The organism is Psychrobacillus sp. FSL H8-0510, assembly GCF_038008345.1.
Classification (GTDB): domain Bacteria; phylum Bacillota; class Bacilli; order Bacillales_A; family Planococcaceae; genus Psychrobacillus; species Psychrobacillus psychrotolerans.
On record NZ_JBBOYZ010000001.1, the window covers coordinates 2,256,893 to 2,280,336 of the forward strand.

The following is a 23,444-nucleotide window of genomic DNA, read 5'->3' on the forward strand; positions in this document are numbered from 1 at the left end:
AAACACCCCTTTACATGAATTTATGCATGTAAGGGGGTGTTCATGAGTTATCTTTTAGATTTTGGTGGAGCAAGTATTTCGGAAAAAATAATTGCTCTGATCAATTCGTCCTCACTGCTAGGCAGCATAGAGTTTACCGGAGTAGTTTCTGGACGTAGAGGGACAGTTTCCTGATGAGTGCTCAATCTACCAGAAGTTCTTGCCACTCCTTGATTTCGCTTAACCTCTCGCTCCATTTTCTCCACTACAGGCACTTCTCTTACGACAGGAGGTTTTGTTTTTTTCTCCTGCTGTCGTTCATTCGTAAACTGTTTAGCAAAATCACCTAATTCTTTAAAAGGATTTTCTGAAACAGTTTTACGTGAAGGAGTGCTATTTACAGGTTTTTCAACCGTCTTTTTGTCTGGTTCTTTCTTTTTATTAAAGAAAACACTAAAAAGTAATGCGATGATTATAGGAATAAAGGCTTCCAAGGAGATTGCCTCCTTTCTGCTATATTATTTTAGCTCGTCAGTAGAAGGTTTTTCTCCGCCAACTTTACTAATAGAATCTCTCATACCAGTATCAGCTTTAATATTATTGTAATTCATGTAATCCATCACACCAATATTTCCTTCACGTAGCGCTTCAGCCATTGCTAATGGAACAGCAGCTTCCGCTTCTACTACTTTCGAACGCATCTCTACAACTTTTGCTTTCATCTCTTGTTCAGATGCTACAGCCATTGCACGACGTTCCTCAGCTTTTGCTTGGGCAATTTTCTTATCTGCCTCTGCTTGCTCTGTTTGTAGTTCTGCACCAATGTTCTTACCTATATCAACGTCCGCAATATCAATCGATAGAATTTCGAAGGCAGTACCAGAATCTAATCCTTTTGCTAAAACAGTTTGAGAGATTAAATCTGGATTTTCAAGTACGCGTTCATGACTTACACTAGAACCAATTGTTGAAATAATCCCTTCACCAACACGAGCTACGATTGTTTCTTCACCAGCACCACCGACTAGACGGTCAATATTGGCACGAACCGTAATACGCGCTTTTGCTTTAACTTCGATACCGTTCATTGCCACACCTGCGATAAATGGTGTTTCAATAACTTTTGGATTTACGGACATTTGCACCGCTTCCAATACGTCACGACCAGCTAAATCGATCGCTGCAGCTCTTTCAAATGTTAGTTCAATGTTTGCACGATGTGCCGCTATTAAAGCGTTAACCACACGGTCTACGTTACCTCCAGCAAGGTAATGACTTTCCAGCTGATTGATAGAAACTTCAAGACCCGCTTTATGAGCTTTGATCAATGGGTTAACAATACGTGAAGGAATAACACGACGTAACCTCATCCCTACTAATGTAAAGATACTAATTTTTACTCCTGCTGCTAGTGCAGAAATCCATAACGTAATTGGGAAAAATGTGAAAAATACTGATAGTACTACAAATGCTAATACTATAACGATGATTAAAGTAACTGTTGAGCCTGTAATCATTCTGTTACCTCCCCTTCTACTGCTTCTCGAACGACGATACGAGAGCCTTCCACTTTAATAATTTTAACATATTTATCTTTTCCGATAAAACTACCATCTGAAACTGCGTCAATTCTTTCATTATCGATACGTATAGTTCCCGAAGGTCTAAGTGGTGTCATTGTCACTGCAAATTTTCCGACAAGTTCCACTCGATTTTTATTGGAAACATATCCTTTTTCAGTTGTAGTCGCATCCGACAAGATTACTTTATTTAACACTTTTAATTCCCTACCAAAGAATTTCATAATAATCACCATTCCCACTATAGCTACTGTTAATGCAATTATAACGGCGATAATCATTTGCTCAATATCGCCACCAGCTAATACTATACTTATAATAATAGCTGCCGCCCCTAATATACCACTAATTCCTCCGGGCAGGAAGAACTCCGCGACAATAAGTAAAACACCAATCACAAAAATAATGATTGTTTCATAGCCAGCAAGACCTGCAACTAAATGTCCGAAAAAGAACAGAACTAACGAAATTAACCCCATTGTACCAGCGACACCAAAACCTGGAGAATACAATTCGACGATTAAACCTAAACTTGCAATTGATAACAGGATTGGAACGATAATTGGATTGGTTATAAAACGTGCAAGCGATTCCATAAAGGTCTCTTCTGTTTCAATTATTTTCGCTCCTGAAAGCTTAGTAACTTCAAGTAATTCATCAAATGAACTAACGGTTGCTTCTGAATAGCCTACTTCTAATGCTTCCGCTGAAGAAAGTGTCAATAACTTACCGACAGGGGCTCTATATTCAGGTAAGTCTACGGTATCATCTGCCATAGCTTGAGCATATATAGGTTCTTTACCCGTTAACTCAGCAGCGTTTTTCATCTTCGCTTTCCATGCACTATTTGCTTTTTCACCTGCAGTGTTTCCACTACTTTCAATGACTGCTGCTGCACCGATTGTTCCGCTAGGGGACATATAAATTTCATCTGTATGAAGTGCTAAATAAGCACCTGCTGATAATGCTTCAGAGTTAATATACGCAATTTTACGAATCGATGTGGAATCCAATAAATTAGCAATATCTTCTGCCGAATCTACAAAACCTCCAGGTGTATTAATCTCAAAAATAATTGCCTCTGCTCCAGCCTCTTCTGCTTCATGGATTGAACGTTTCAGAAAAGCATATAATCCTTTTTCCACTTCATCGTAAACTGGGACTTTATAAACTTCTGTAGTTTGTGCTGTTATAATAGGAATCATCATTCCAAATGATAAGACTAATAAACAAAGAGAAACGACATAGCGAGTCAATTTCACCACTTAACCTCCTTTCTTCTATATGTATACTCCTATTTACGGATGAACTTTCAAAAAGTTTCATAAAATAAAAATAAACCGAGAAAATAAATTTTCTCGGTTTACATAATTGTAAATTTTAATCATAAAGTACGTGTTTTGAACGTAGGGATGGTTGGGAATAAATACCACTTACGTTAACGTGCAGCTTCTGATTTCTTTTTACGTTTCCGCTCAGGTTTTAGAAACCATAGCTTCGAAGCTTAGTAAATAAAGTAAATTAGAATTTACGTTTACGGGCAGCTTCAGATTTCTTTTTACGCTTTACGCTTGGTTTTTCATAAAACTCGCGCTTTCTAACCTCTTGAATTGTACCACTTTTAGATACAGTACGTTTGAAGCGGCGAAGAGCATCTTCAAGCGATTCGTTTTTACGAACGACAGTTTTTGACATCTCTTTTTCCCTCCCTCCGAACACACGTCAAGCACATAACCTAGTGCTATGTACTAAAAAATTATACCGTATTGTAAAGACTTGGTCAATACTTTGAGATATAATTTTTACTTTATTTAGTTAGAAATTTAATCTAACAACTAATTTAGAGCAATTATGCCAAGTAAAAATTAATAATCAGATTTACTTTCTAATCCTTTTACAATTTCTACTCCAGAACTTGCACCAATTCTTGTTGCTCCAACTTCAACCATTGCTTCAACGTCTGCTAAGTTTCTAACACCACCAGAAGCTTTCACGCCTAAGTCAGGTCCTACAGTTTCGCGCATTAGTTTTACAGCTTCGATTGTTGCTCCTCCAGTAGAAAAACCGGTAGAAGTTTTCACGAAGTCAGCACCTGCCGCTTTAGATAATTCACTTGCTTTCGCAATTTCTTCATTTGTTAATAAACAAGTTTCTAAAATAACTTTTACAATCGCTTTATCTTTTGCAGCATTTACTACAGCTTCGATATCTTTTTGTACTAAGTTATAATCTTGGTCTTTTAACGCACCAACATTTAGTACCATATCAATTTCATCTGCACCATTTTCAATAGCATTAGTAGTTTCGAATGCTTTCACTGCTGAAGTACTTGCGCCTAAAGGGAATCCGATAACAGTACAAACTTTTACTGGACTTTCTTTTAGAAGAGATGCACTTAAATTTACCCATGTAGGATTAACACATACGGATGCAAAATTATATGTTTTAGCTTCCTCACATAATTTTTCAATTTGATTTTTAGTTGCGTCTTGTTTTAGTAAAGTATGATCTATTAATGCTGCAATATTTTCAGTCATTAGTTATTCCCCTTTCAAGATGTACGTACCTCTTAATAATACTCTTAATTGCCGGTAAAGTGCAAGTATAGTGGTTACTTTGCGGGTCAATAGTATTTTTCTCTCTATATGGCTATTTATTCTGGAATTTTTACTTTCTCATGAATTTGTTTTAGTAGCTTTGTTTGGGCCTTGAGTTGCCCTACAATTGTAACCATAAACCAAATAACAAAAATTACGGGAACGAAATAAAATATAAATAGCAAACCTGGTAGTAAAGCGGTCACTTCCAATACAGCACCTCCTAATTTCATATAAAAAAGCCGGTGAAATATTAATCACCGGCTTTATATTTATACTAACTCTGCAACTTCATCTAGAACACGAACGAATTGTCCTTCATTGTAGGGATAACCAGCTTTTGTGATTTTCACACGAACTAATTTCCCTATTAAATCCTCAGATCCAGGAATGACAACCTTTAGGTAGTTATCTGTATAGCCTTCAACCATATTAGCAGCTGAATCTAGTTTATAAGCTTCCTCCGGTATAATTTCAAGTACTTCCCCTTCAAATCTAGAAGCATATTCTACCGCCAATTGATCATTTAATGTGATTAATCGGTGTACTCGTTCATTTTTCACATCTTCATCCACTTGGTTTTCCATTCTTGCGGCAGGCGTTCCTGTACGTTTTGAGTATGGGAAAACATGCAGTTCAGAGAATTTTTGGTCACGTATAAAGTTAAATGTCTCCATGAATTCTTCCTCTGTTTCACCTGGAAAACCAACAATAACATCCGATGTTATCGCAAGATCTGGTAAAGCAACTCTTAAACGATCTAAGCGATTCGCAAAAAATTCCATTGTATATTTTCTACGCATTCTTTTCAATACAGTATCCGAACCAGATTGAATAGGGATATGCAAATGTCTTACCACAATCTTAGAATCTCTTAAAACATCAATTACTTCGTCTGACAATTGACTTGCTTCAATTGAGCTAATACGCAGTCGTTTTAAGCCTTTTACATTGTTTTCAATATCTCTTAAAAGTTGTGCTAAATTATAATCTTTTAGATCTTCCCCGTATCCACCTGTATGAATACCTGTCAGAACTATTTCCATATAACCAGCATCTACTAGTTGTTGCGCTTGTCTCACTACTTCTTGTGGATCTCTTGAACGCATAAGTCCACGAGCCCAAGGGATGATACAAAAAGTACAGAAGTTATTGCAGCCTTCTTGAATTTTCAAGGATGCTCGAGTTCTGTCTGTGAATGATGGCACATCCAATTCTTCATATACTCGATTTTTCATAATGTTCCCTACAGCATTGATAGGTTTACGTTCTGTTTTATATTGTTGAATATAATCCAACATTTTGGTTCTTTCCTGTGTACCTACAACTATATCTACTCCTGGTATTGCCATAATTTCTGCAGGAGAAGTTTGAGCATAACAACCAGTTACACAAATAACAGCATCTGGGTTTTGACGAACAGCACGACGAATAACTTGACGACTTTTTTTGTCTCCCGTATTCGTGACAGTACAGGTATTAATAACATATACATCTGACTGTTTTTCAAACTCAGTCCGGCTATACCCATTTTCCTTAAATAATTGCCAAATGGCTTCAGTTTCATAGTGATTTACTTTACAACCTAACGTATGGAATGCAACGGATGACACGTTCTCACACCTCTTTCATTCAAATTCATAAGAAATTGCTGACAGCGCATATAACGGTGCAGTTTCAGTTCGAAGAATCCTAGGTCCTAGCGCAATTGTCTGAAAATCATTATCTAATAATAGCTTTATTTCTGCTCGATCGAGCCCACCTTCTGGACCAAATACGATGAGTATCGATTGTTTATCATACACGTTTTTTAATTGTTCAGCAAACTTTTGTCGTTCATTAGTTTTGGCGTCTTCCTCATCCGCTACATACTTTACATCGTATGCTTTGGACAATTCAACTAACTCTTTTATAGAGACTGGATTATGTATTTGTGGAATGGTAGAACGATGAGATTGCTCAGCTGCTTCCTTAGCAATTTTTTGCAATCGAGCTACTTTCTTTTCGTTTTTAGACTTATCCCATTTCACGATAGATCTTTTTGCTTCAAATGGATAGAGTTCGTACATTCCCAGTTCTGTTGCTTTTTGCGTGATCAATTCCAGCTTGTCTCCTTTTGGTAGACCGCAAACAATTGACACTTTCTTTGGCATTTCATTGGTGTTGAGTAGAACCTCTTTAACCTTTAAATGGACAGCTTTTGAAGACCCATCTAAAATTTCCATCGTATATGTTTGGTTATTAGCCACAACAAAAACTAGATCACCTGGTGACATGCGCATCACTTGAATCATATGATGCGCATCATCTCCGGTAATTGTCACTGTATTATTCTCACTTATAGGTTCATTTGTAAAATAACGTTGCATGACAATCTCCTTTATTTAACAGGTTTTCTCGAAATAATTGTTACCCAATCTTCCATCATCATGACTTCCTCAATTTCAAATCCTGCATGTTGTAATGATTCTCTTACATCATCTTTTTTCGTAGCAATGATTCCGGAAGTGATGAATAATCCGCCCTCTTTTACAATAGTGAATGCATCATCCGTAAATGTCATGATGATTTCTGCTAATATATTCGCTACGACTATATCTGCTTGTTCGTCCACATTATCTAGAAGATTACCGTGTGTTACACGAACAATATGGTCTACTTTGTTTAAAGCAATATTTTCTATTGCAGATCTAACAGCTACTTCATCCAAATCTAGCGCATGAATTTTAGAAGCTCCTAGTTTTGCTGCTCCGATAGAAAGTACTCCAGATCCAGTTCCTACATCGATTACACTTGAATCTGTTTGAACCGTTTTCTCCAACGCTTGGAGACACATAACTGTTGTCGGATGCGTACCTGTTCCAAAAGCCATTCCAGGATCAAGCTCGATGATTAGTTCATCCGTGTTCACTCGTTCATAGTCTTCCCAAGTCGGTACGATAGTAAATCGATTAGATATTTTCACAGGATGGTAATACTTTTTCCATGCCGTAGCCCAATCCTCTTCGTCTACTTCCTGAACAGAAACAACATTATGTCCTAGATCTATGTCGAAGTTTGTTAAATTGTTGATAGCAAGTTTGATCTCTTCCACTGTTTCTAATAAGAAACTTGTTTCAGCTAAATAAGCCTTCACACGTACACCATCTACCGGAAAGTCATCTGGGTTTAAGCTATAAATTTCACCAAATAAATCTTCTCTTTCTCTTCCTAATTCATCTGAGTCTTCGATAACTACACCACTTGCACCAGCTTCATGCAAAATATTACTTACCGCTTCAACCGCTTCATTTGTAGTATGGATGGATAGTTCAGACCATTTCACTTGCGCCAACTCCTTTATTCGCCTTTTAATGTCTTCTTGATCTTATCAAATAATGAACTGCCTTGCTCTTCTGGAATATCTCCACTGATTTCTGCAAATTCACGTAATAATTGTTTTTGTTTTTCTGTTAACTTTTTCGGCGTAATTACTTTTACTATTACATGTTGATCCCCAACACCGTAGCCATGAACGTTTTTAACACCTTTTCCTTTTAAACGGAAATTGGCTTGTGATTGAGTTCCAGCTGGAATTTTAAGTTTTACTTTTCCTTGGACTGTCGGAACTTCAATTTCATCACCAAGAGCTGCTTGTGCATATGTCAAAGGTAGCTCGTAATAAATATCGTCGCCATCGCGTTCAAAACGTGGATCTGCTTTAACACGGAAAACGATATATAAATCGCCCGCTGGTCCACCATTTGCTCCAGGTTCACCTTGACCACTTACACGAAGCTGCTGCCCATCATCCACACCTGCTGGGATGGTAACTTTAATTTTTTTGCGTTTGTTAACTGCGCCTTTACCATGACATGTAGCACATTTATCTTTAATAATATTCCCTGTTCCTTGACAGTGATTACATGCGCGTTTAGTTTGAACGCGGCCAAATGGCGTATCTTGCGTTACATTTACTTGACCATGACCATTACAGTGTGAACATTTTTCTGGTTTTGTACCAGGTTTTGCACCTGAGCCAGAACATGTTTCACAGTTTTCTTCTTTAGATACTTCTATTTCTCTTTCTTTACCAAATACCGCTTCTTCAAACTCAATAGTCATGGAATATTGAAGATCATTCCCTTTTCTTGGAGCATTGGGATCACGTCTTCTTGAACCTCCGCCACCACCGAAGAATGAACTAAAAATATCTTCAAAACCAAATCCATCAGCACTACCGCCACCAAATCCACCAAATCCTTGGTTTGGACCTGCGTGACCAAATTGGTCGTAAGATGACCGTTTTTGTTCATCACTTAATACTTCGTATGCTTCGGAAATTTCTTTAAATTGGTCTTCCGCTCCAGCATCTTTGTTAATATCTGGGTGGAATTGTTTTGAAAGTTTACGATAAGCTTTTTTTATCTCGTCTTGAGTTGCGCTCTTAGATACACCAAGAACCTCATAATAATCACGTTTATTCATCTTTCACTCTCCTGCTCTGTTAACTTGCACATAGGAATAATTGTACCATGTACAAAATCCTAATAGCAAAACTTTGAAAATTTAATCATTCGGATCATGCCTGTTTCAACCTAAGAATATGACTTTAAAATCATATATGCTTGAATATAAACCAAATGAGAAATAAGACATTCCAGTTTTGCCTATACAGTAAGAAAAGCCAAAGCCGGAACCGGTCTTTGACTTTTTGCTTACCGACACTTCAACAATCTTACTTGTCTTTATCGTCGTTTACTTCTTCAAATTCAGCATCTACAACACCGTCATCAGTTGGACCAGCTTGTTCACCATTAGCTGCAGCATCTGCTTGTGCTTGTTCATACAATTTCATCGTAAGTTGTTGTACAATTTCATTTAATTTATCTTTTTTCGTTTTGATGTCTTCTAAGTTTCCAGCTTCTAAAGCAGCTTTTAACTCTTCTTTAGCATCTTCAGCAGATTTTTTCTCTTCTTCTGACACTTTATCTTCTAAATCTTTCAATGTTTTTTCAGTCATGAACACTAATTGATCCGCTTCGTTTTTCACTTCAGCTTCTTCTTTACGTACTTTATCAGCATCTGCATTTGCTTCAGCTTCTTTTACCATACGCTCGATTTCTTCGTCAGAAAGGGAAGAATTCGATTGAATTGTAATATTTTGTTCTTTTTGAGTACCTAAGTCTTTTGCTTTAACATTTACAATACCATTTTTGTCGATATCGAAAGTTACTTCGATTTGTGGAACTCCACGTGGTGCTGGTGGAATATCTGCTAATTGGAAACGTCCAAGTGTTTTATTATCTGCAGACATTGGGCGTTCACCTTGAAGTACATGAATATCAACGGCAGGTTGGTTATCTGCTGCAGTCGAGAATGTTTGTGATTTTGAAGTAGGGATTGTTGTATTACGTTCGATTAACTTAGTAAATACCCCACCCATTGTTTCAATACCTAAAGAAAGTGGTGTTACGTCAAGTAGTACTACGTCTTTTACATCACCAGTTAAAACTCCACCTTGTACAGCAGCACCCATTGCTACTACTTCATCAGGATTTACGCCTTTATGCGGCTCTTTTCCAGTTTCTTTTTTAATAGCGTCTTGTACAGCAGGAATACGAGTAGATCCACCAACAAGAATAATTTTATCGATTTGAGAAGCAGATAATCCAGCATCTTTCATCGCTTGACGAGTTGGTACCATTGTACGTTCAACTAAATGAGCAGTTAAATCGTCAAATTTCGCACGTGTCATCGTTACTTCTAAGTGAAGCGGTCCAGCTTCTCCTGCAGTGATGAAAGGAAGAGAGATTTGAGTTGATGTTACACCCGATAAATCTTTTTTCGCTTTTTCAGCAGCATCTTTTAGACGTTGTACAGCCATTTTGTCTTTAGACAAGTCGATACCATTATCTTTTTTGAATTCTTGTACTAGGTAATCCATTAATACTTGGTCAAAGTCATCTCCACCAAGACGGTTATCCCCTGCAGTAGCAAGTACTTCGAATACACCATCGCCAAGCTCAAGGATAGATACGTCAAATGTACCGCCACCTAGATCGTATACTAGAATTTTTTCGTCATGATCCATTTTATCTAAACCGTATGCAAGTGCAGCAGCAGTTGGTTCGTTAATAATACGTTCTACTTCCAGTCCAGCAATACGACCAGCGTCTTTAGTTGCTTGGCGCTCTGCATCATTAAAGTAAGCAGGAACTGTAATTACAGCTTTCGTTACTTTTTCACCTAAGTATTCTTCTGCAAATCCTTTTAAATATTGAAGAATCATTGCTGATACTTCTTGTGGAGTGTAATCTTTTCCTTCAGCTGAAACTTTTTCGTTCGTACCCATTAAACGCTTAACTGAAGCGATTGTATTAGGGTTAGTGATAGATTGGCGTTTTGCAACTTCCCCAACTTGTTTTTCACCATTTTTAAAAGCAACAACAGATGGAGTCGTACGGTTACCTTCTGGATTCGGAATTACTTTTGGTTCTCCACCTTCTAATACAGATACACATGAGTTTGTAGTTCCTAAGTCAATACCAATAATTTTAGACATTTAATTTTCCTCCTAATATATAACTAGCTATTCTTTTTTGGGTATTCCAATCAATTTCATAAAAATAAGTAATGATGAAAATGATTTATTCGTTTACTTTGACCATGGAAGGTCTTAATACTCGGTCTTTTAACTTGTACCCTTTTTGCAGCTCTTGAAGCACTACTCCGGATTCTTTTGAATCATCTTGCTCTTGCATAACAGCTTGGTGGAAGTTCGGATCGAATGCTACACCTTCTGCTTCGATTGCTTCCAAACCTTCTTTTTTAACTGCTTCTAGAAGAGTACGGTAAACCATATCTACTCCTTTAACTAAAGAAGCTGCTTCTTCAGAAGTCGTTTCAACTGCAAGTGCACGTTCAAAATTATCAAGCACAGGTAGAATATCCGTTAAAACGGATTGAGCACGGTATTTATAATCCGCTGCTTTGTCTAATTGTACCCGACGCTTGTAATTCTCAAAGTCCGCTCTAAGACGAATAAGCTTATCTTGTTCTTCTTCGATTTGCTGTTTAGCCAGAGTTAGTTCATCTACTTCTTCCACAACTTCTCTCGGCTGTTCAGACTCTTCTTGAATAGTTTCTTTTACTTCTTGCTCTTCTAAGTTTTCATCTTTGATTTCTGACATTGTTCGGAACTCTCCTTATCCTTGATGTCCATGTAATATTTTCGATAATTCTCTAGATAAATCACTACTCATGACATCTAGTAATGACACGACTCTCCTATAATCCATTCGAGTCGGACCAATAATCGCTATCGAACCCACTTGCTCTTCACCAATACCATATGAGGCAGTAATAACACTACATCCCTCCATGGCAAGATCATTGTTTTCTGATCCAATGCGAATTTGAATTCCCTTTTTATCCAAATGGAAAATACCTGGAATTTGGTTTACATGATCCATCCAATTCATAATACTCCGTGCTTTTTCTACATCATTAAATTCTGGTTGGTTCAATATTTGTAACTTCCCACCATAATACACCTTGTCTTCATGCTCAATAGTCATCGCTTGGTTAAGCGATCCAAAAAGATGGTTCAGACGACCGTTATTTTGTTGCAACACATTTAGCGTTACCGCCTCTAGCATTGCAGGGAGTTCATGCAAATATACCCCTACTAGACGTTCGTTGATCAGATTGATCATACGTTCGATATCAGATGCCTGAAAATTTTCAGGGATAGAAAATAGTCGATTCTCTACATGACCACTGTCTGTAACAATTATCGCTACAGCAGAATCACTGGAAAGTGGTACAATCGAAAATCGTTTAACACGATGTTTTCTCACATCTAAGCCTAACATAATAGAGGTATAATTCGTTAGTTCCGATATAATTTCAGCGGATTTGCGAATTATTTGCTCCGTCTCCACCTTTCGTTCCTCAAAGATAGAACGAATTTGTTTTATCTCGCTTTGCGAAATTCTTTGTGGAGTTAACATATTATCGACATAATAACGGTATCCCTTTTGTGAAGGCACACGACCAGACGAAGTATGTGTTTTTTCTAAAAAGCCCATTTCTTCTAAATCTGCCATTTCATTTCGAATAGTAGCAGGACTAAATGGTACTTCCTCCTTTTTCGAAAGCTGACGAGATCCAACTGGTTGAGCGGTATCGATAAAATCATCTACCGTTACTTGCAATATTAATAATTGCCTGTTTGTTAGCATGATTATCACCTCTGTTAGCACTCGTTCAAAGAGAGTGCTAATACTCATATAAAACTTATCAAATCTACAGAAAACTGTCAACGATTTAGCTTTAATTATTTCAAGAAATATTGAAACACTTCATTTCCCATAAATCTTCCACGGGAAGTCAGTCTTACAAAATTATTTTCCAGAACTAATAATTCCCTCTGAAGTAACTCATCTAGTTCTTTTCCGTAAACATCACGAAGGGTTAGACCATATCTTTCCTCAAATTTTGCAAGTGATACACCCTCATTCTTACGTAAACCAAGAAACATTTCTTCTTCCATTTTTTCCACGTTTGTCACTTCTTTTTGCATCATAAGAGGTTGTTCCCCTGTATCGATTGTCTGCATGTATTTTTTTATTGGTCCATGATTGGAGTATCTCTTACCATTCACATATCCATGAGCACCAGCACCTAATCCGATATATTCATCATTATTCCAGTAAAGTAAATTATGTTTTGATTCTTTTCCTACATATGCGAAATTACTTATCTCATATTGAATATAACCATGACTTTTCATTTCCTCTAATAGATAACCATACATCTCCGCTTCTAAGTCTTCTCCTGGAAGAGAGAGTTTCCCTTTGGATAGTAGATTATAAAAGATTGTTTTTGGCTCAACTAACAAGGAATAAGCCGAAATATGTGGAATTTTTAAGCGAAATGCTTCCTGCAAGGATGCTTTCCATTGATCCATCGTTTGGTTTGGAAGTCCATACATCAAATCTATACTTATCGAAGGGAAATCAGTTTGTTTGGCATGATTAATCACTTCATAGACATGATCATTCGAATGGGTTCTTCCTAATACTTTTAGAAGGTCTTGATCAAAGGTTTGGACTCCCATACTTAACCGGTTCACACCGAATTCGCGCATCTTTTGCATTTTATCAAGTGTCAGCTCATCTGGATTAGCTTCCGATGAGAATTCTGTGACATGCTCCATTGGTATATATGTGGTAATCAGCTCTAATAATCGATCTAATTGTTCTACTGATAAAGAAGTTGGAGTACCACCCCCAATAAATATCGTTTCAATTTCTGCTTTTTGTAAATCATTTGCCCACAATGCCATTTCTTTTCCAAGTGATTCAATATATTCATCTACCGGTTGGTTATGAAAGAAAAATTTATTGAAATCACAGTAATTACAAATTTGATGACAGAAAGGAATATGTATATATACGCCTCGTACCATAACTATCCCTACTTTCTTCTTCCATATAGGAAAAAGGAGGCTGCTAGTGCCTCCCCCTTCGTTTTATTATTTATTTGGCTCGTCCATTTTCAGAACAGCCATGAAAGCTTCTTGTGGAACTTCCACAGAACCTACTTGTTTCATCCGTTTTTTACCTTGTTTTTGTTTATCTAGAAGTTTTCGTTTACGAGAGATATCGCCACCGTAACATTTAGCTAAAACGTTTTTACCAATTGACTTAATAGTGGAACGAGCAACAATTTTTTGCCCAACAGCTGCTTGTACTGGAACTTCAAACTGTTGTCTCGGTATTAATGCCTTAAGTTTTTCGACTATTAGCTTACCGCGTTCATAAGAGAAGTCACTATGAACGATAAAACTAAGTGCATCCACTTTTTCGCTGTTTAGTAAAATGTCCATTTTAACTAATTTGGATTCTTTATAGCCTATTAAATCATAGTCAAAAGAAGCATATCCTTTTGTACTTGATTTTAATGCATCAAAGAAGTCATACACAATTTCTGATAGTGGAATTTCATAAATAATATTCACACGAGCTTTAGATAAAAAGTCCATAGTTACAAAGTTCCCACGTTTGCGTTGACACAGTTCCATAACGGAACCAACATATTCTTCTGGGACCATAATAGATGCTTTAACATATGGCTCTTCAATTTTATCTACTTTTTGTGATTCTGGCATCATGGAAGGATTGTCCACTTTTAGGATTTCTCCATTCGTAAGTTTCACATCATAGATAACACTTGGAGCAGTAGTTATTAGATCAATATTGAATTCACGTTCAATACGTTCTTGAATGATTTCCATATGTAGGAGACCTAAGAAACCACAGCGATATCCAAAACCTAATGCTTGGGAAGTCTCTGGCTCAAATTCAAGTGCGGAGTCATTCAATTGTAATTTTTCTAAAGCATCACGTAAGTCAACATATTTTGTATTATCGATTGGATACAACCCACAGAATACCATTGGATTCATCTTTTTATATCCAGCCAAAGCTTCAGTAGCAGGGTTGTCAGCTAATGTAATCGTATCCCCAACACTTGAGTCCCCTACATTTTTCATAGAAGCTGTTAAGAAACCAACATCTCCAACAGTCAGTTCAGAACGTTGTGTTGTTTTAGGTGTAAATACACCCGTTTCTACAACATCAAATTCTTTACCTGATGACATCATTTTAATCTTGTCACCTGGTTTTACTGTTCCATCAATGATACGGATATACACGATAACTCCACGATAAGGATCGAATAAGGAGTCAAATATTAATGCTTTTAATGGTGCATTTGGATCTCCAGTTGGAGCAGGCACTTTTTCTACAATTTGTTCCAGAATTTCTTCAATACCAATTCCTGCTTTTGCGGAAGCTAATACCGCTTCGGAAGCATCCAGACCAATAACATCCTCCACTTCGCCTCTAACACGTTCGGGGTCAGCTGCTGGAAGGTCGATTTTGTTAATAACAGGAAGGATTTCCAGGTCGTTATCTAAAGCCAAATAAACATTTGCAAGTGTTTGCGCTTCAATCCCTTGTGCTGCATCTACAACTAAAATAGCTCCTTCACATGCTGCTAAGCTACGAGACACCTCATAAGTGAAATCGACATGTCCAGGGGTATCAATAAGATGGAAGATATACTCTTCGCCGTCTTTTGCATTATAAGTCAATTGAATAGCATTCAATTTAATGGTAATCCCGCGTTCTCGTTCTAGATCCATTGAATCGAGTAATTGATTTTGCATTTCTCGGGATGTTACAGTTTGTGTTTTTTCTAATATACGATCCGCAAGGGTAGATTTCCCATGATCGATATGCGCTATAATCGAAAAGTTACGTATTTTTTTCTGTCGTGCCAGTCTCTCATCATTATTCATGCTTGTTCACTCCTAATTAAACTATAATGAATTATAGCAGTGAACAAGCGATTCATCAATGTTAGGATGTAATTTGTTGATGAAAAAGATTTGAAACAGCTTTTGCCAAAATAGCAATCGTTCTATTTACTTCCACTTCTGTACTATCGATTCCGCCTAATTCTATTAAAATAGCATTCTTCGATAAATCCTGGTTATATACACCATTTACACCTTTTCCAGATTTCACTACTACACCTCTAGAAATCCCTGGGACTAATTTATTTAATTGGATAGAAAGATTATTAGCTAGCTGTTCATTCCATTTGTGGTTGGCATGTTCTCCACCAACTACAATATATATCTTGGCATAACTCTCATCCCCAACTTGAAGAGTAGCTATGTCTGCCTTAACTGCATCTCTATGAAGGTCTAAGACAATATCATACTCATCATGCGCCAATGCTTCCTGAACAAAAGGCCGTATCGAATTATACTGCCTCGCATCTCCTGTAGTCTCAGGCCCCAATATGTCCGTTTCTAATTGATGAAATGCAAATTGAGAAGTTATCTGCTCTTGAAAAGAAGTAATATTGTTTTCCGGATGATAAGTTGCAATTTTGTCACCTTTAGCAGCTAGCATGGGCTTAAAGGCTTCTTGAGAATGGGTAAAATAGACAAAAGCTTTTTTGGGTTCCAAAATTTCGGAAACAGCAGCAGTTTTTGTATCTAACTGTGCAGCATATACAACCGCTGTCTTACTTTCTTCTTTCGGGGGTGCTTCTTGTTCTGTAGCTGTCTGAAGCTTTTGTTGCGGAAAAAGAGGCGTTTGGACGGTTGCAATAATAATAGGTGCTAAAAATAAAAGTAATAAAATGCTAACTACATTCTTTAAGGACTTAGCCATAATTTCCACTCTCCTCACACAATCGTATGAAGAGAGCAGTAATTTTAGAACAGTTTATCTTGTTGTTATCCAACTTTCTATGCCATTTGAAAGTAAATATGCATAGTGTTCCACCCATGCATCCGTCTCTTTAGGGGTTACGAACAATGATGGATTCTTACCAACAAATACTTCCTCAAATAATTGTCTTTTTTCGTCTGTAGACCACGTAACCCATTCTCCAAAAATCGGCTGTAGTACAGATTTATCTATGGTTGGTTTTTTGCTAGACACCATTGGAGTAACTGCTAATGCAGCAGAGGGACTCCCTTTTTCCTCCACCTTTGAGGCAATATAGTGAATTACCTGCTCCATTGCATCTGCATATAAAACCGGTCCATCTACAACCATTGGAATCCCAATAGCTGTGACAGGAACACCATATACCTCTTCTGAAATCTCTTTTCGTTGGTTACCAACACCTGATCCTGGATGTATCCCTGTATTCGTCAGCTGAATCGTTTTGCATAAGCGTTCGCTATTCCTAGCTGCTAAAGCATCTAATACAATGATTAAATCTGGTTTATATGCTTTACTAATCGCTTCGACAAAATCACTCGTTTCAAATCCGGTTTGTCCTGTTACTCCTGGTGCATACATTACCACCTTTATCTTCTCTGTATTTTGAGTCAAAGAAGAACCTTGCAAATACTCTATTGCCTTCGGACCAATTGCGTCAGGCGTAATAGTTGCATTACCTAGTCCTATGATTAATATCTTGGAATCCTTCGAAAGATTTAAATCTTGATGTATTTCTTTAAGCTTTTGAATAAATATTTTTTCTATTGGCTTGAAGCTATCTTCCTCATCTGGACTCACCGTCAAATCTGTTAAAGTAATGTACTTACCCTTCTTCTTTCCTAGTTTCTTTTCTCCCTCTTCATTTACCTCAATGGATGTAATAAGTACTGCTCCCTCTCGATTTTCGTCGAATGAAATGCCCTCGGAGTTTTTTAATGTGTTTTTTTCGCCACCAGTTCGATGCTTTACCATTTCATCCGATTCGTCTAATAAATCAGTTCTTCCCCACATATAATCACCTCTTTTTTAGTGTGGTCGAAGTGTCAAGTAAATATTCTTTGCATTTATATATTGCAATTTGTTTTTGTGTTTGTTAAAATAATGCTTGTTGTATTAGAAAGAAATGTATCATCTCAGACCTATTTAGGAGGTGAAAGGTATGCCGAACATTAAATCCGCTATTAAACGTGTTAAGACAAATGAGAGATTAAACACTCAAAACGCAAAAGCAAAATCAGCAATGCGTACTGCTGTAAAAAAAGCTGATACTGCTGCTCTTAATAACGAAGAAAACGCACAAGATCTTATTAAAACTGCAATTCAACAACTTGAAAAAGCAGCTTCTAAAGGATTAATTCATAAAAACGTAGCTTCTCGTAAGAAGTCTCAATTAATGAAAAAAGCGTAATAAAAAAAAGACTATCCGATTTTTTTGGATAGTCTTTATTTTTTATTCCAAAGATTTTAATAGAATAAGATCTGATATTGAGAAGTGGGCGATGTTATTCTCCTCCACCGCCACCACAATCCCCTCCACTACCGCTATCTCCGTGAAAACTAGCGCTACTGCCGCTACTAATACCTACATTTCCACAATCCCCATTTCCTCCACCATAGTAACTCCATGCATAGGTGCTTGCTGATACGGTAACAGGTCTCTTATCTCCATAATGAGATTTTGGCTTCATCTTTGTAATTTCAAATAATGAGGGTAAAATACCGCCACCAATTAGTGACGAAATAAGGAAACTTGCTGTACTAAAATCTGTTGCTACTAATATAAATACTGCAAAGGTAGCCATGAGTCCAATGATGAGTATGAATTTAATCACTTCTAAGCTAAAACCGAGTTTAAATACTAAATAGATGAGATGGGCTATTTTATATACAACGGTAATAGCAATACCTGCAAAAATCACCATAAATACAATATTCATCTTTATCCCTCCCAATCGTAAATTTATAAATAATTGTACTAATTTACGTTAGAATATTCAAAAAGTTTCACAATTCCTTTACTATTATAAGTATTTTGCGGATGCTCGTTCTTTTTCATGCTAGAAGGGTGTGTGCTTCATTAATTTTTGACGTAAAAAAAGAAACCATTTTCAAATCCAAATGGTTTCTCATTCTCAAATACAGCTAAACCTACAAATTCATAAGAGGTAGCTTCACTAAAGTATACATATTTTATAGTTTACTTTAGCAACGGTTTGCTTAACAAAGACTTTTTCCAAATAATTGTTGCCATTAGAAGCAAAATACCAACCATTGCTCCAATAAGTTGATCTAATAAAAGTTCTCCAGCTCTAAAATAACAAATTGTAAAAGTGCCTCCAAAAATAACAATAATCGTGCTAGCTAATTGAATAAAATAAGTATTAATTTTCATATTTATTCCTCTTTGAATCCATAACAGGTTTTCTACTTAAACCAAATACGGTGGCAGAAAAGATAAAAATAGCAGTACATAACCACATTGTAATTCCATTCAGTTGTCCATCAAAAAGAGTGATATTCGTCAAAATTATTATTTGCATCAAACATACTGAAATGAATAATACTAAGGTATATTGCATTTATATCCCCTCCTTAACTTTTATACGATTGAAAAGAGAATAAGTTACATTTTTATCTAATTCATCCATTACTTAAATAATTTCCAAACGTCTTCCATACTGTAACAAACTCTCATATGGGTCTCCATCTAAGTCAAAAATTTTACAAAAAGCAGGCTCTGTTTTCATACCTTCTTTTTTTAATCGTATTACTTCAGCTCTTATGTAGGGGAATTGTTGCAATAAAGCATTTTCAATAATCATATGTAGAAAAGCGTACTGTTTTTTTACGGGCTGCGATTGAGCAAATAATTCAAATTCAAACCCGCCAAATACAAATTTTGCTTTAACTACTGGGACCCCTCTGATTATTGGCCTTTTTAAAATGAATTTTTCTTTACCTCCATACAATGTTTCAATCCTTTTCTCATACAGCGATAAATCAGAGACATCCATTATAATATCTAAATCAGAACCTACTATATCAATTCCAATGGGAAATGTACCACAAAGTGTTGGGTTATATTCCCTTAAGTCAGCCATTATTTCTAAATTACTAATAGCATTATAAGCATTAATTTGTTTATCATTTCCTAATTGTAAGTAATCTATTGTATCGAACAATTTAGGTCCCCCAAAAATAATTTTAGAGTCTTTTTTTCCATTAATTCAATAAAAACCCCTGTATGGAAACAAAGAAAATAAATATAGAAACCGCCATGAACATGTACCCTTCAAATCTTTTTCTGTCTTTCTGAAATTCAGATAAACCTGAGAGCAGCATAAACGCACCTAAGAAGAACATCATAAAAGGCAGTGACTCGAAATTTTTACTTAAAAGACTGTAACTTGAAAAAATAATAATAATTAATGCTAATATAAATTTAGTTATTTTCATCAATTACTCCCCCTATTAACAGTTATCGAATCTCTTTCATCTACAAATTTCTCTATTTCAACAAAAACATCTCTAAGATGCGATCACGGTTTATATTGAGTGTCTTTAATTGCAAATCGACTGTTGCTAGATCATTCAGTGTTTGCAATAGTTTTTGTTCATTGTGAAGCATAGGGTGATCTATTAATAACTTAACTCGATATGGATGTACTTTCAACTGATTGGCAATCTGCTGTGCATGATAGCCTTTTTTCTTTAAATGACTAACTTGCACCATTAATCTAACTTGCGTTGCTATTAATGCATTTAGTTTCAATGGGTCTTCTTTTCGCTTTAATAAATCGTGATAAATTTCAATCGCAACACTCTTATTGCCCGAAAGATATGCATTTCCTAGTGTAAAAACATCCTGCTCTAATGTCCGAACTAAAAGCTTCTTGATAGTATCCACATCAATTTCTGGCTCTTCACCAACATATGTAGCTATTTTTGTTAGCTCCGTTTGCAGATGTACAAGATCGGTTCCTCCAAGTTCAATTAGGCAATCTATCGCCCCATCAGACATCGTTTTCCCATGGGAGGAAAGTTCATGTAAAATCCACCCTTTTAAGTCATGAACCTGTAAACTAGCTGACTCTATTACATTTGCCGCTTGCTTCATTGCCTTGGTGATTTTCTTGCGTTCATCTAGTTTCTCATATGGTGCTATAAAAACGGTTATTGCCGATGGTGAAGGTGATTTAAGCCACTCTTCTAGACTCAATGTGTCATGAGCTATTTTTTCTTTTCCTTTTTCCGTTGCTTTTAAGAAGAAAGCATTTTTGGCAATTACAAGTTTCTTATCTGAAAAGAAAGGAATAGTATCCGCCTCATACATCACCTCGTCTACTTTGCTTTCCTCCATATCAAAAGTGATCACTTCTAATTCGCCTTGGTCACTTAATTGTCTTTTAATTCTTTTTAAAGTTTCTTCGATAAAATACGCTTCTATCCCGTATAATAAATACACAGAAGAAATGTTATTATTGGATATTTGCATCCACTTTTCTGAAATCATATTAAGTGCTCCCTGCTATGTATAGTTAAATTTCATTATATCGTAAATACATGGATAAATTGTGACATTATGTGCCTAACTAGAAAAAGAAAAGTTTGTTTATAGATTTTTCATAGGCAATCCTTTATAATAAGGTGGAAATAGGAGGGGTAACAATGAATGAATTTGAACAAAATGTCCAGTCGAAACGTAACGACGCGATCGATTCTGGTGTAGGTTTTGTAGTCTCCTTTGGTTTTTTTGCAATCATGTTTGTTATTGCAACAGTTATTGAGTTCGTAGCTCGATAAAGTAAACTTCAATTAGTGAGATATTCTTCAATCATCCTGATTGAAAATGAAAAGGGTTTTGCCTTGTGAAGGTAAAACCCTTTTTTCGTTTACTTTATGGAATCATAACAGACATGTCTCCACTTTTATTAATTTTGACTTCGATTGTACCGTTCGTTCCCGTCTGTAAATAGGGAATATCTAATTTTCTTAATCGCTCCACTACTTCCGGATGAGGGTGACCATATCGATTCTCAAATCCAGCTTGGATAATCGCTACATCTGGTTGTACTAATGTCAAAAACTGTTCAATACTAGATGTTTTACTGCCGTGATGCCCCACTTTTAAGACATCCATTTGGTGTAATACATTTGAATAATACTCCACCAAATCCAACTCACCTTGTTCCTCTAAATCACCAATGAATAATCCATGAAAGTAATTATTTCTCATAGAAAGCACAAGGGAGTCATTATTTCCTTCATATATTTCATCCATTGGATATAAATATTGAAAGTGAAAATATTCTGAAACGATAATATCTCCTGCTTTCTTTTCGTATACCGGGATTCCTCGTTTCTCAATTTCCATCCACAAATCATTCATCACTTCCTTCTCCCCAGATCCCGGTGTAATATGAATTTCTTTAACTACTACTCCCCTCAATACTTCTTCTGCACCTTCCATATGGTCAGCATCTGCATGCGTAATAATTAACGTATCGATAGTATTGATCCCTTTTCCTTTTAAAAAAGGTAATACAACCTGCCGACCAATTTCATATGGTTCATTTGTTTGCTTCCAACTTTCTAGATCAAACCTTAATAATCCCCCAGTATCAATCATAATTATTTGTTTTCGAAAAGGCATTTCAATGAGTATACAGTCACCTTGTCCGACATTTACAAAAGAGATTCTTGTAGAGGAATCGAAATAAGGTGAAATCTGAATGAATCCTATAACGAATAAGAATAAGATGAAGCTTATAAACCTTCTCTTTTTTCTTTCTAAAGAAACAAGTAAAAAACATACGCTTAAATATGCTATTAATACTATTTCAACAGCAGGTTTAGCCGGATTCCACATCTGGTATGGTAAAGTACCTAACTTCAAAATGAAGATATCTAGCAACCCTCTAACAGGTTCATAGAAAAGAAATAATACTTCTGAGATAGACGGTAAAGTAAAGGTTAGCAATAGAATCATAAGATTGAGGGGTAAAATGACAAAAGAAAATAACGGAACAAAAACTAAATTTGCGAGAAAAGAAGAAATAGAAATTTCATAAAAGTGATAAAGAAGAATGGGATATACGATGAGTTGGCAAACTGCAGTAATTATAAAGGATTGAAATAAATAATAATGACTTGATTTCAATAATATAGAGGAGAAAATAAGGGAAAAAGCGGCTAAATAGGAGAGTTGAAAACCAATTTGGAATATAATCCAAGGTGTTAAAAAAACAAATCCGATAATACTTAGTGAAAAAGCATCTTCAATGGCTATTTTTCTTTGTAAAAGAATTGAAATCAGTACGATTTCTGTCACCGAAACGGATCTCCAAACGGAAGGAGCTCCACCTGCCAGCAAAGCATATAAAGGTAAAGTAATTATAAGCAACCAGTTCGCCGTTTCTCTCCTTACACCCAAACGAATCATCATTTCATAGATTAACCAAACGATTAACGCAACATGGAGACCTGAAATAGCGAATAAATGGGTTATACCGAGCGTCTCATATGCTGTTTGCATATCAGTGGACATCTGCTCCCTACTTCCTATTAGAAGCGCTTCAGCCTCTGCTTGGAGGGATATTGGGAAGTGTTCCTGGATATGTTGCTTCATTTTAAAACGTTGCCCTGCCATAAACGTTATAAAACCCGATTTCTGTTCAAGTAGTTCGTATTGAGATATCTGAAGTTGTCCAACAGAACCATTACTTTTTAAATAACTTTCCATATCAAATGCATATATATGTGCCTTAGGCCTATTAGGAGTTTCTTCTGTCACAACATTCATAGTCAAACCGGCAAGCGAATGTCTTTGGAAGGCTTCCTTATGTTGCTCACTTTCAAGTTTTAATTGAACATACCACTTATCCTTGTTCTCCGATATAGCAAAACCCCTCATAGTGCTCCCATTGATGCGATAAGTATCAGTCCATGTAATTTCAGTGACTCTTTGCTCAGATGGAAGAACAGGCATCCTA

26 protein-coding genes are annotated in these 23,444 nt (G+C 36.3%); 2 read left to right on the forward strand and 24 right to left on the reverse strand.

The annotated features are described in order from the left end of the window. Nucleotides 1-47: 47 nt before the first annotated feature. The 17 genes from MHI40_RS11410 to gpr all read right to left on the reverse strand — a co-directional run bounded on the left by MHI40_RS11410 (nt 48) and on the right by gpr (nt 17,463). Nucleotides 48-473 carry a hypothetical protein gene (locus MHI40_RS11410; RefSeq protein ID WP_340762742.1) on the reverse strand — a complete coding sequence of 142 codons (426 nt, stop codon included), beginning with the start codon at nt 471-473 and terminating at the stop codon, nt 48-50. Nucleotides 474-497: 24 nt separating this feature from the next. Continuing rightward, nucleotides 498-1,496 carry a flotillin-like protein FloA gene (gene floA / locus MHI40_RS11415; RefSeq protein ID WP_093538501.1) on the reverse strand — a complete coding sequence of 333 codons (999 nt, stop codon included), beginning with the start codon at nt 1,494-1,496 and terminating at the stop codon, nt 498-500. Next, the gene (locus tag MHI40_RS11420) at nt 1,493-2,821 is read right to left on the reverse strand and encodes an NfeD family protein (protein ID WP_445678023.1); all 1,329 of its coding nucleotides are present in this window, start codon (nt 2,819-2,821) and stop codon (nt 1,493-1,495) included. The genes floA and MHI40_RS11420 overlap by 4 nt, the downstream gene beginning before the upstream one ends. Before the next feature lie 259 nt (nt 2,822-3,080). After that, nucleotides 3,081-3,254 (reverse strand): 30S ribosomal protein S21, encoded by a 174-nt coding sequence (rpsU, locus tag MHI40_RS11425; RefSeq protein WP_016426884.1) that lies wholly within the window; start codon nt 3,252-3,254, stop codon nt 3,081-3,083. Nucleotides 3,255-3,424: 170 nt separating this feature from the next. Continuing rightward, on the reverse strand, nt 3,425-4,096 hold the full coding sequence (gene deoC / locus MHI40_RS11430; protein WP_093538500.1) for a deoxyribose-phosphate aldolase: 672 nt from the start codon (nt 4,094-4,096) through the stop codon (nt 3,425-3,427). 116 nt (nt 4,097-4,212) lie between these two features. Continuing rightward, nucleotides 4,213-4,368 (reverse strand): hypothetical protein, encoded by a 156-nt coding sequence (locus MHI40_RS11435; RefSeq protein ID WP_340764614.1) that lies wholly within the window; start codon nt 4,366-4,368, stop codon nt 4,213-4,215. Between the two features lie 60 nt (nt 4,369-4,428). Continuing rightward, nucleotides 4,429-5,769 (reverse strand): tRNA (N(6)-L-threonylcarbamoyladenosine(37)-C(2))-methylthiotransferase MtaB, encoded by a 1,341-nt coding sequence (gene mtaB / locus MHI40_RS11440; RefSeq protein WP_340762743.1) that lies wholly within the window; start codon nt 5,767-5,769, stop codon nt 4,429-4,431. A 15-nt stretch (nt 5,770-5,784) separates the two neighbouring features. Continuing rightward, the gene (locus tag MHI40_RS11445; protein WP_340762744.1) at nt 5,785-6,525 is read right to left on the reverse strand and encodes a 16S rRNA (uracil(1498)-N(3))-methyltransferase; all 741 of its coding nucleotides are present in this window, start codon (nt 6,523-6,525) and stop codon (nt 5,785-5,787) included. A gap of 11 nt (nt 6,526-6,536) precedes the next feature. Beyond that, the gene (gene prmA, locus MHI40_RS11450; RefSeq protein ID WP_340762746.1) at nt 6,537-7,481 is read right to left on the reverse strand and encodes a 50S ribosomal protein L11 methyltransferase; all 945 of its coding nucleotides are present in this window, start codon (nt 7,479-7,481) and stop codon (nt 6,537-6,539) included. Nucleotides 7,482-7,495: 14 nt separating this feature from the next. Further along, nucleotides 7,496-8,623, reverse strand: a complete 1,128-nt coding sequence (dnaJ, locus tag MHI40_RS11455; RefSeq protein WP_093538496.1) for a molecular chaperone DnaJ — start codon at nt 8,621-8,623, stop codon at nt 7,496-7,498. 250 nt (nt 8,624-8,873) lie between these two features. Beyond that, nucleotides 8,874-10,700 (reverse strand): molecular chaperone DnaK, encoded by a 1,827-nt coding sequence (gene dnaK, locus MHI40_RS11460; protein ID WP_093538495.1) that lies wholly within the window; start codon nt 10,698-10,700, stop codon nt 8,874-8,876. A gap of 85 nt (nt 10,701-10,785) precedes the next feature. Continuing rightward, nucleotides 10,786-11,328, reverse strand: a complete 543-nt coding sequence (grpE, locus tag MHI40_RS11465) for a nucleotide exchange factor GrpE (protein WP_340762747.1) — start codon at nt 11,326-11,328, stop codon at nt 10,786-10,788. Nucleotides 11,329-11,343: 15 nt separating this feature from the next. Continuing rightward, nucleotides 11,344-12,381 carry a heat-inducible transcriptional repressor HrcA gene (hrcA, locus tag MHI40_RS11470; protein ID WP_340762748.1) on the reverse strand — a complete coding sequence of 346 codons (1,038 nt, stop codon included), beginning with the start codon at nt 12,379-12,381 and terminating at the stop codon, nt 11,344-11,346. Between the two features lie 95 nt (nt 12,382-12,476). Then, on the reverse strand, nt 12,477-13,610 hold the full coding sequence (hemW, locus tag MHI40_RS11475) for a radical SAM family heme chaperone HemW (protein ID WP_340762749.1): 1,134 nt from the start codon (nt 13,608-13,610) through the stop codon (nt 12,477-12,479). Between the two features lie 66 nt (nt 13,611-13,676). Continuing rightward, on the reverse strand, nt 13,677-15,506 hold the full coding sequence (gene lepA, locus MHI40_RS11480; protein ID WP_093538491.1) for a translation elongation factor 4: 1,830 nt from the start codon (nt 15,504-15,506) through the stop codon (nt 13,677-13,679). Nucleotides 15,507-15,567: 61 nt separating this feature from the next. Beyond that, on the reverse strand, nt 15,568-16,392 hold the full coding sequence (gene spoIIP, locus MHI40_RS11485; protein WP_093538490.1) for a stage II sporulation protein P: 825 nt from the start codon (nt 16,390-16,392) through the stop codon (nt 15,568-15,570). A gap of 54 nt (nt 16,393-16,446) precedes the next feature. Further along, a complete protein-coding gene (gpr, locus tag MHI40_RS11490) occupies nt 16,447-17,463 on the reverse strand; it encodes a GPR endopeptidase (protein WP_340762751.1) in 1,017 nt (338 codons plus the stop codon). 148 nt (nt 17,464-17,611) lie between these two features. On the opposite strand from gpr, the gene rpsT reads away from it, so the two are divergent. Then, nucleotides 17,612-17,860 carry a 30S ribosomal protein S20 gene (gene rpsT, locus MHI40_RS11495; protein WP_093538488.1) on the forward strand — a complete coding sequence of 83 codons (249 nt, stop codon included), beginning with the start codon at nt 17,612-17,614 and terminating at the stop codon, nt 17,858-17,860. A 94-nt stretch (nt 17,861-17,954) separates the two neighbouring features. On the opposite strand, the gene MHI40_RS11500 is transcribed toward rpsT, so the two are convergent. The 6 genes from MHI40_RS11500 to holA all read right to left on the reverse strand — a co-directional run bounded on the left by MHI40_RS11500 (nt 17,955) and on the right by holA (nt 20,965). After that, nucleotides 17,955-18,389: a hypothetical protein gene (locus tag MHI40_RS11500; protein WP_340762753.1), complete on the reverse strand. Its 435-nt coding sequence runs from the start codon at nt 18,387-18,389 to the stop codon at nt 17,955-17,957. A 260-nt stretch (nt 18,390-18,649) separates the two neighbouring features. After that, the gene (locus MHI40_RS11505; protein ID WP_340762754.1) at nt 18,650-18,844 is read right to left on the reverse strand and encodes a hypothetical protein; all 195 of its coding nucleotides are present in this window, start codon (nt 18,842-18,844) and stop codon (nt 18,650-18,652) included. Further along, the gene (locus tag MHI40_RS11510) at nt 18,834-19,031 is read right to left on the reverse strand and encodes a hypothetical protein (RefSeq protein ID WP_340762755.1); all 198 of its coding nucleotides are present in this window, start codon (nt 19,029-19,031) and stop codon (nt 18,834-18,836) included. The genes MHI40_RS11505 and MHI40_RS11510 overlap by 11 nt, the downstream gene beginning before the upstream one ends. 72 nt (nt 19,032-19,103) lie before the next feature. After that, nucleotides 19,104-19,634: a DUF4269 domain-containing protein gene (locus MHI40_RS11515; protein ID WP_340762757.1), complete on the reverse strand. Its 531-nt coding sequence runs from the start codon at nt 19,632-19,634 to the stop codon at nt 19,104-19,106. A gap of 40 nt (nt 19,635-19,674) precedes the next feature. Next, entirely contained in the window at nt 19,675-19,908 is a 234-nt protein-coding gene (locus MHI40_RS11520) for a DUF3953 domain-containing protein (RefSeq protein ID WP_340762758.1), read from the reverse strand. A gap of 52 nt (nt 19,909-19,960) precedes the next feature. After that, complete coding sequence (gene holA / locus MHI40_RS11525; RefSeq protein ID WP_093538482.1) at nt 19,961-20,965, reverse strand: DNA polymerase III subunit delta; 1,005 nt, start codon at nt 20,963-20,965, stop codon at nt 19,961-19,963. A gap of 155 nt (nt 20,966-21,120) precedes the next feature. Between holA and MHI40_RS11530 the strand changes: the two genes are divergently transcribed. Then, nucleotides 21,121-21,255 (forward strand): YqzM family protein, encoded by a 135-nt coding sequence (locus MHI40_RS11530; protein ID WP_090563866.1) that lies wholly within the window; start codon nt 21,121-21,123, stop codon nt 21,253-21,255. A 94-nt stretch (nt 21,256-21,349) separates the two neighbouring features. Here MHI40_RS11530 and MHI40_RS11535 read toward each other — a convergent pair whose 3' ends face one another. Then, nucleotides 21,350-23,440 carry a DNA internalization-related competence protein ComEC/Rec2 gene (locus MHI40_RS11535; protein ID WP_340762759.1) on the reverse strand — a complete coding sequence of 697 codons (2,091 nt, stop codon included), beginning with the start codon at nt 23,438-23,440 and terminating at the stop codon, nt 21,350-21,352. Nucleotides 23,441-23,444 lie beyond the last annotated feature (4 nt).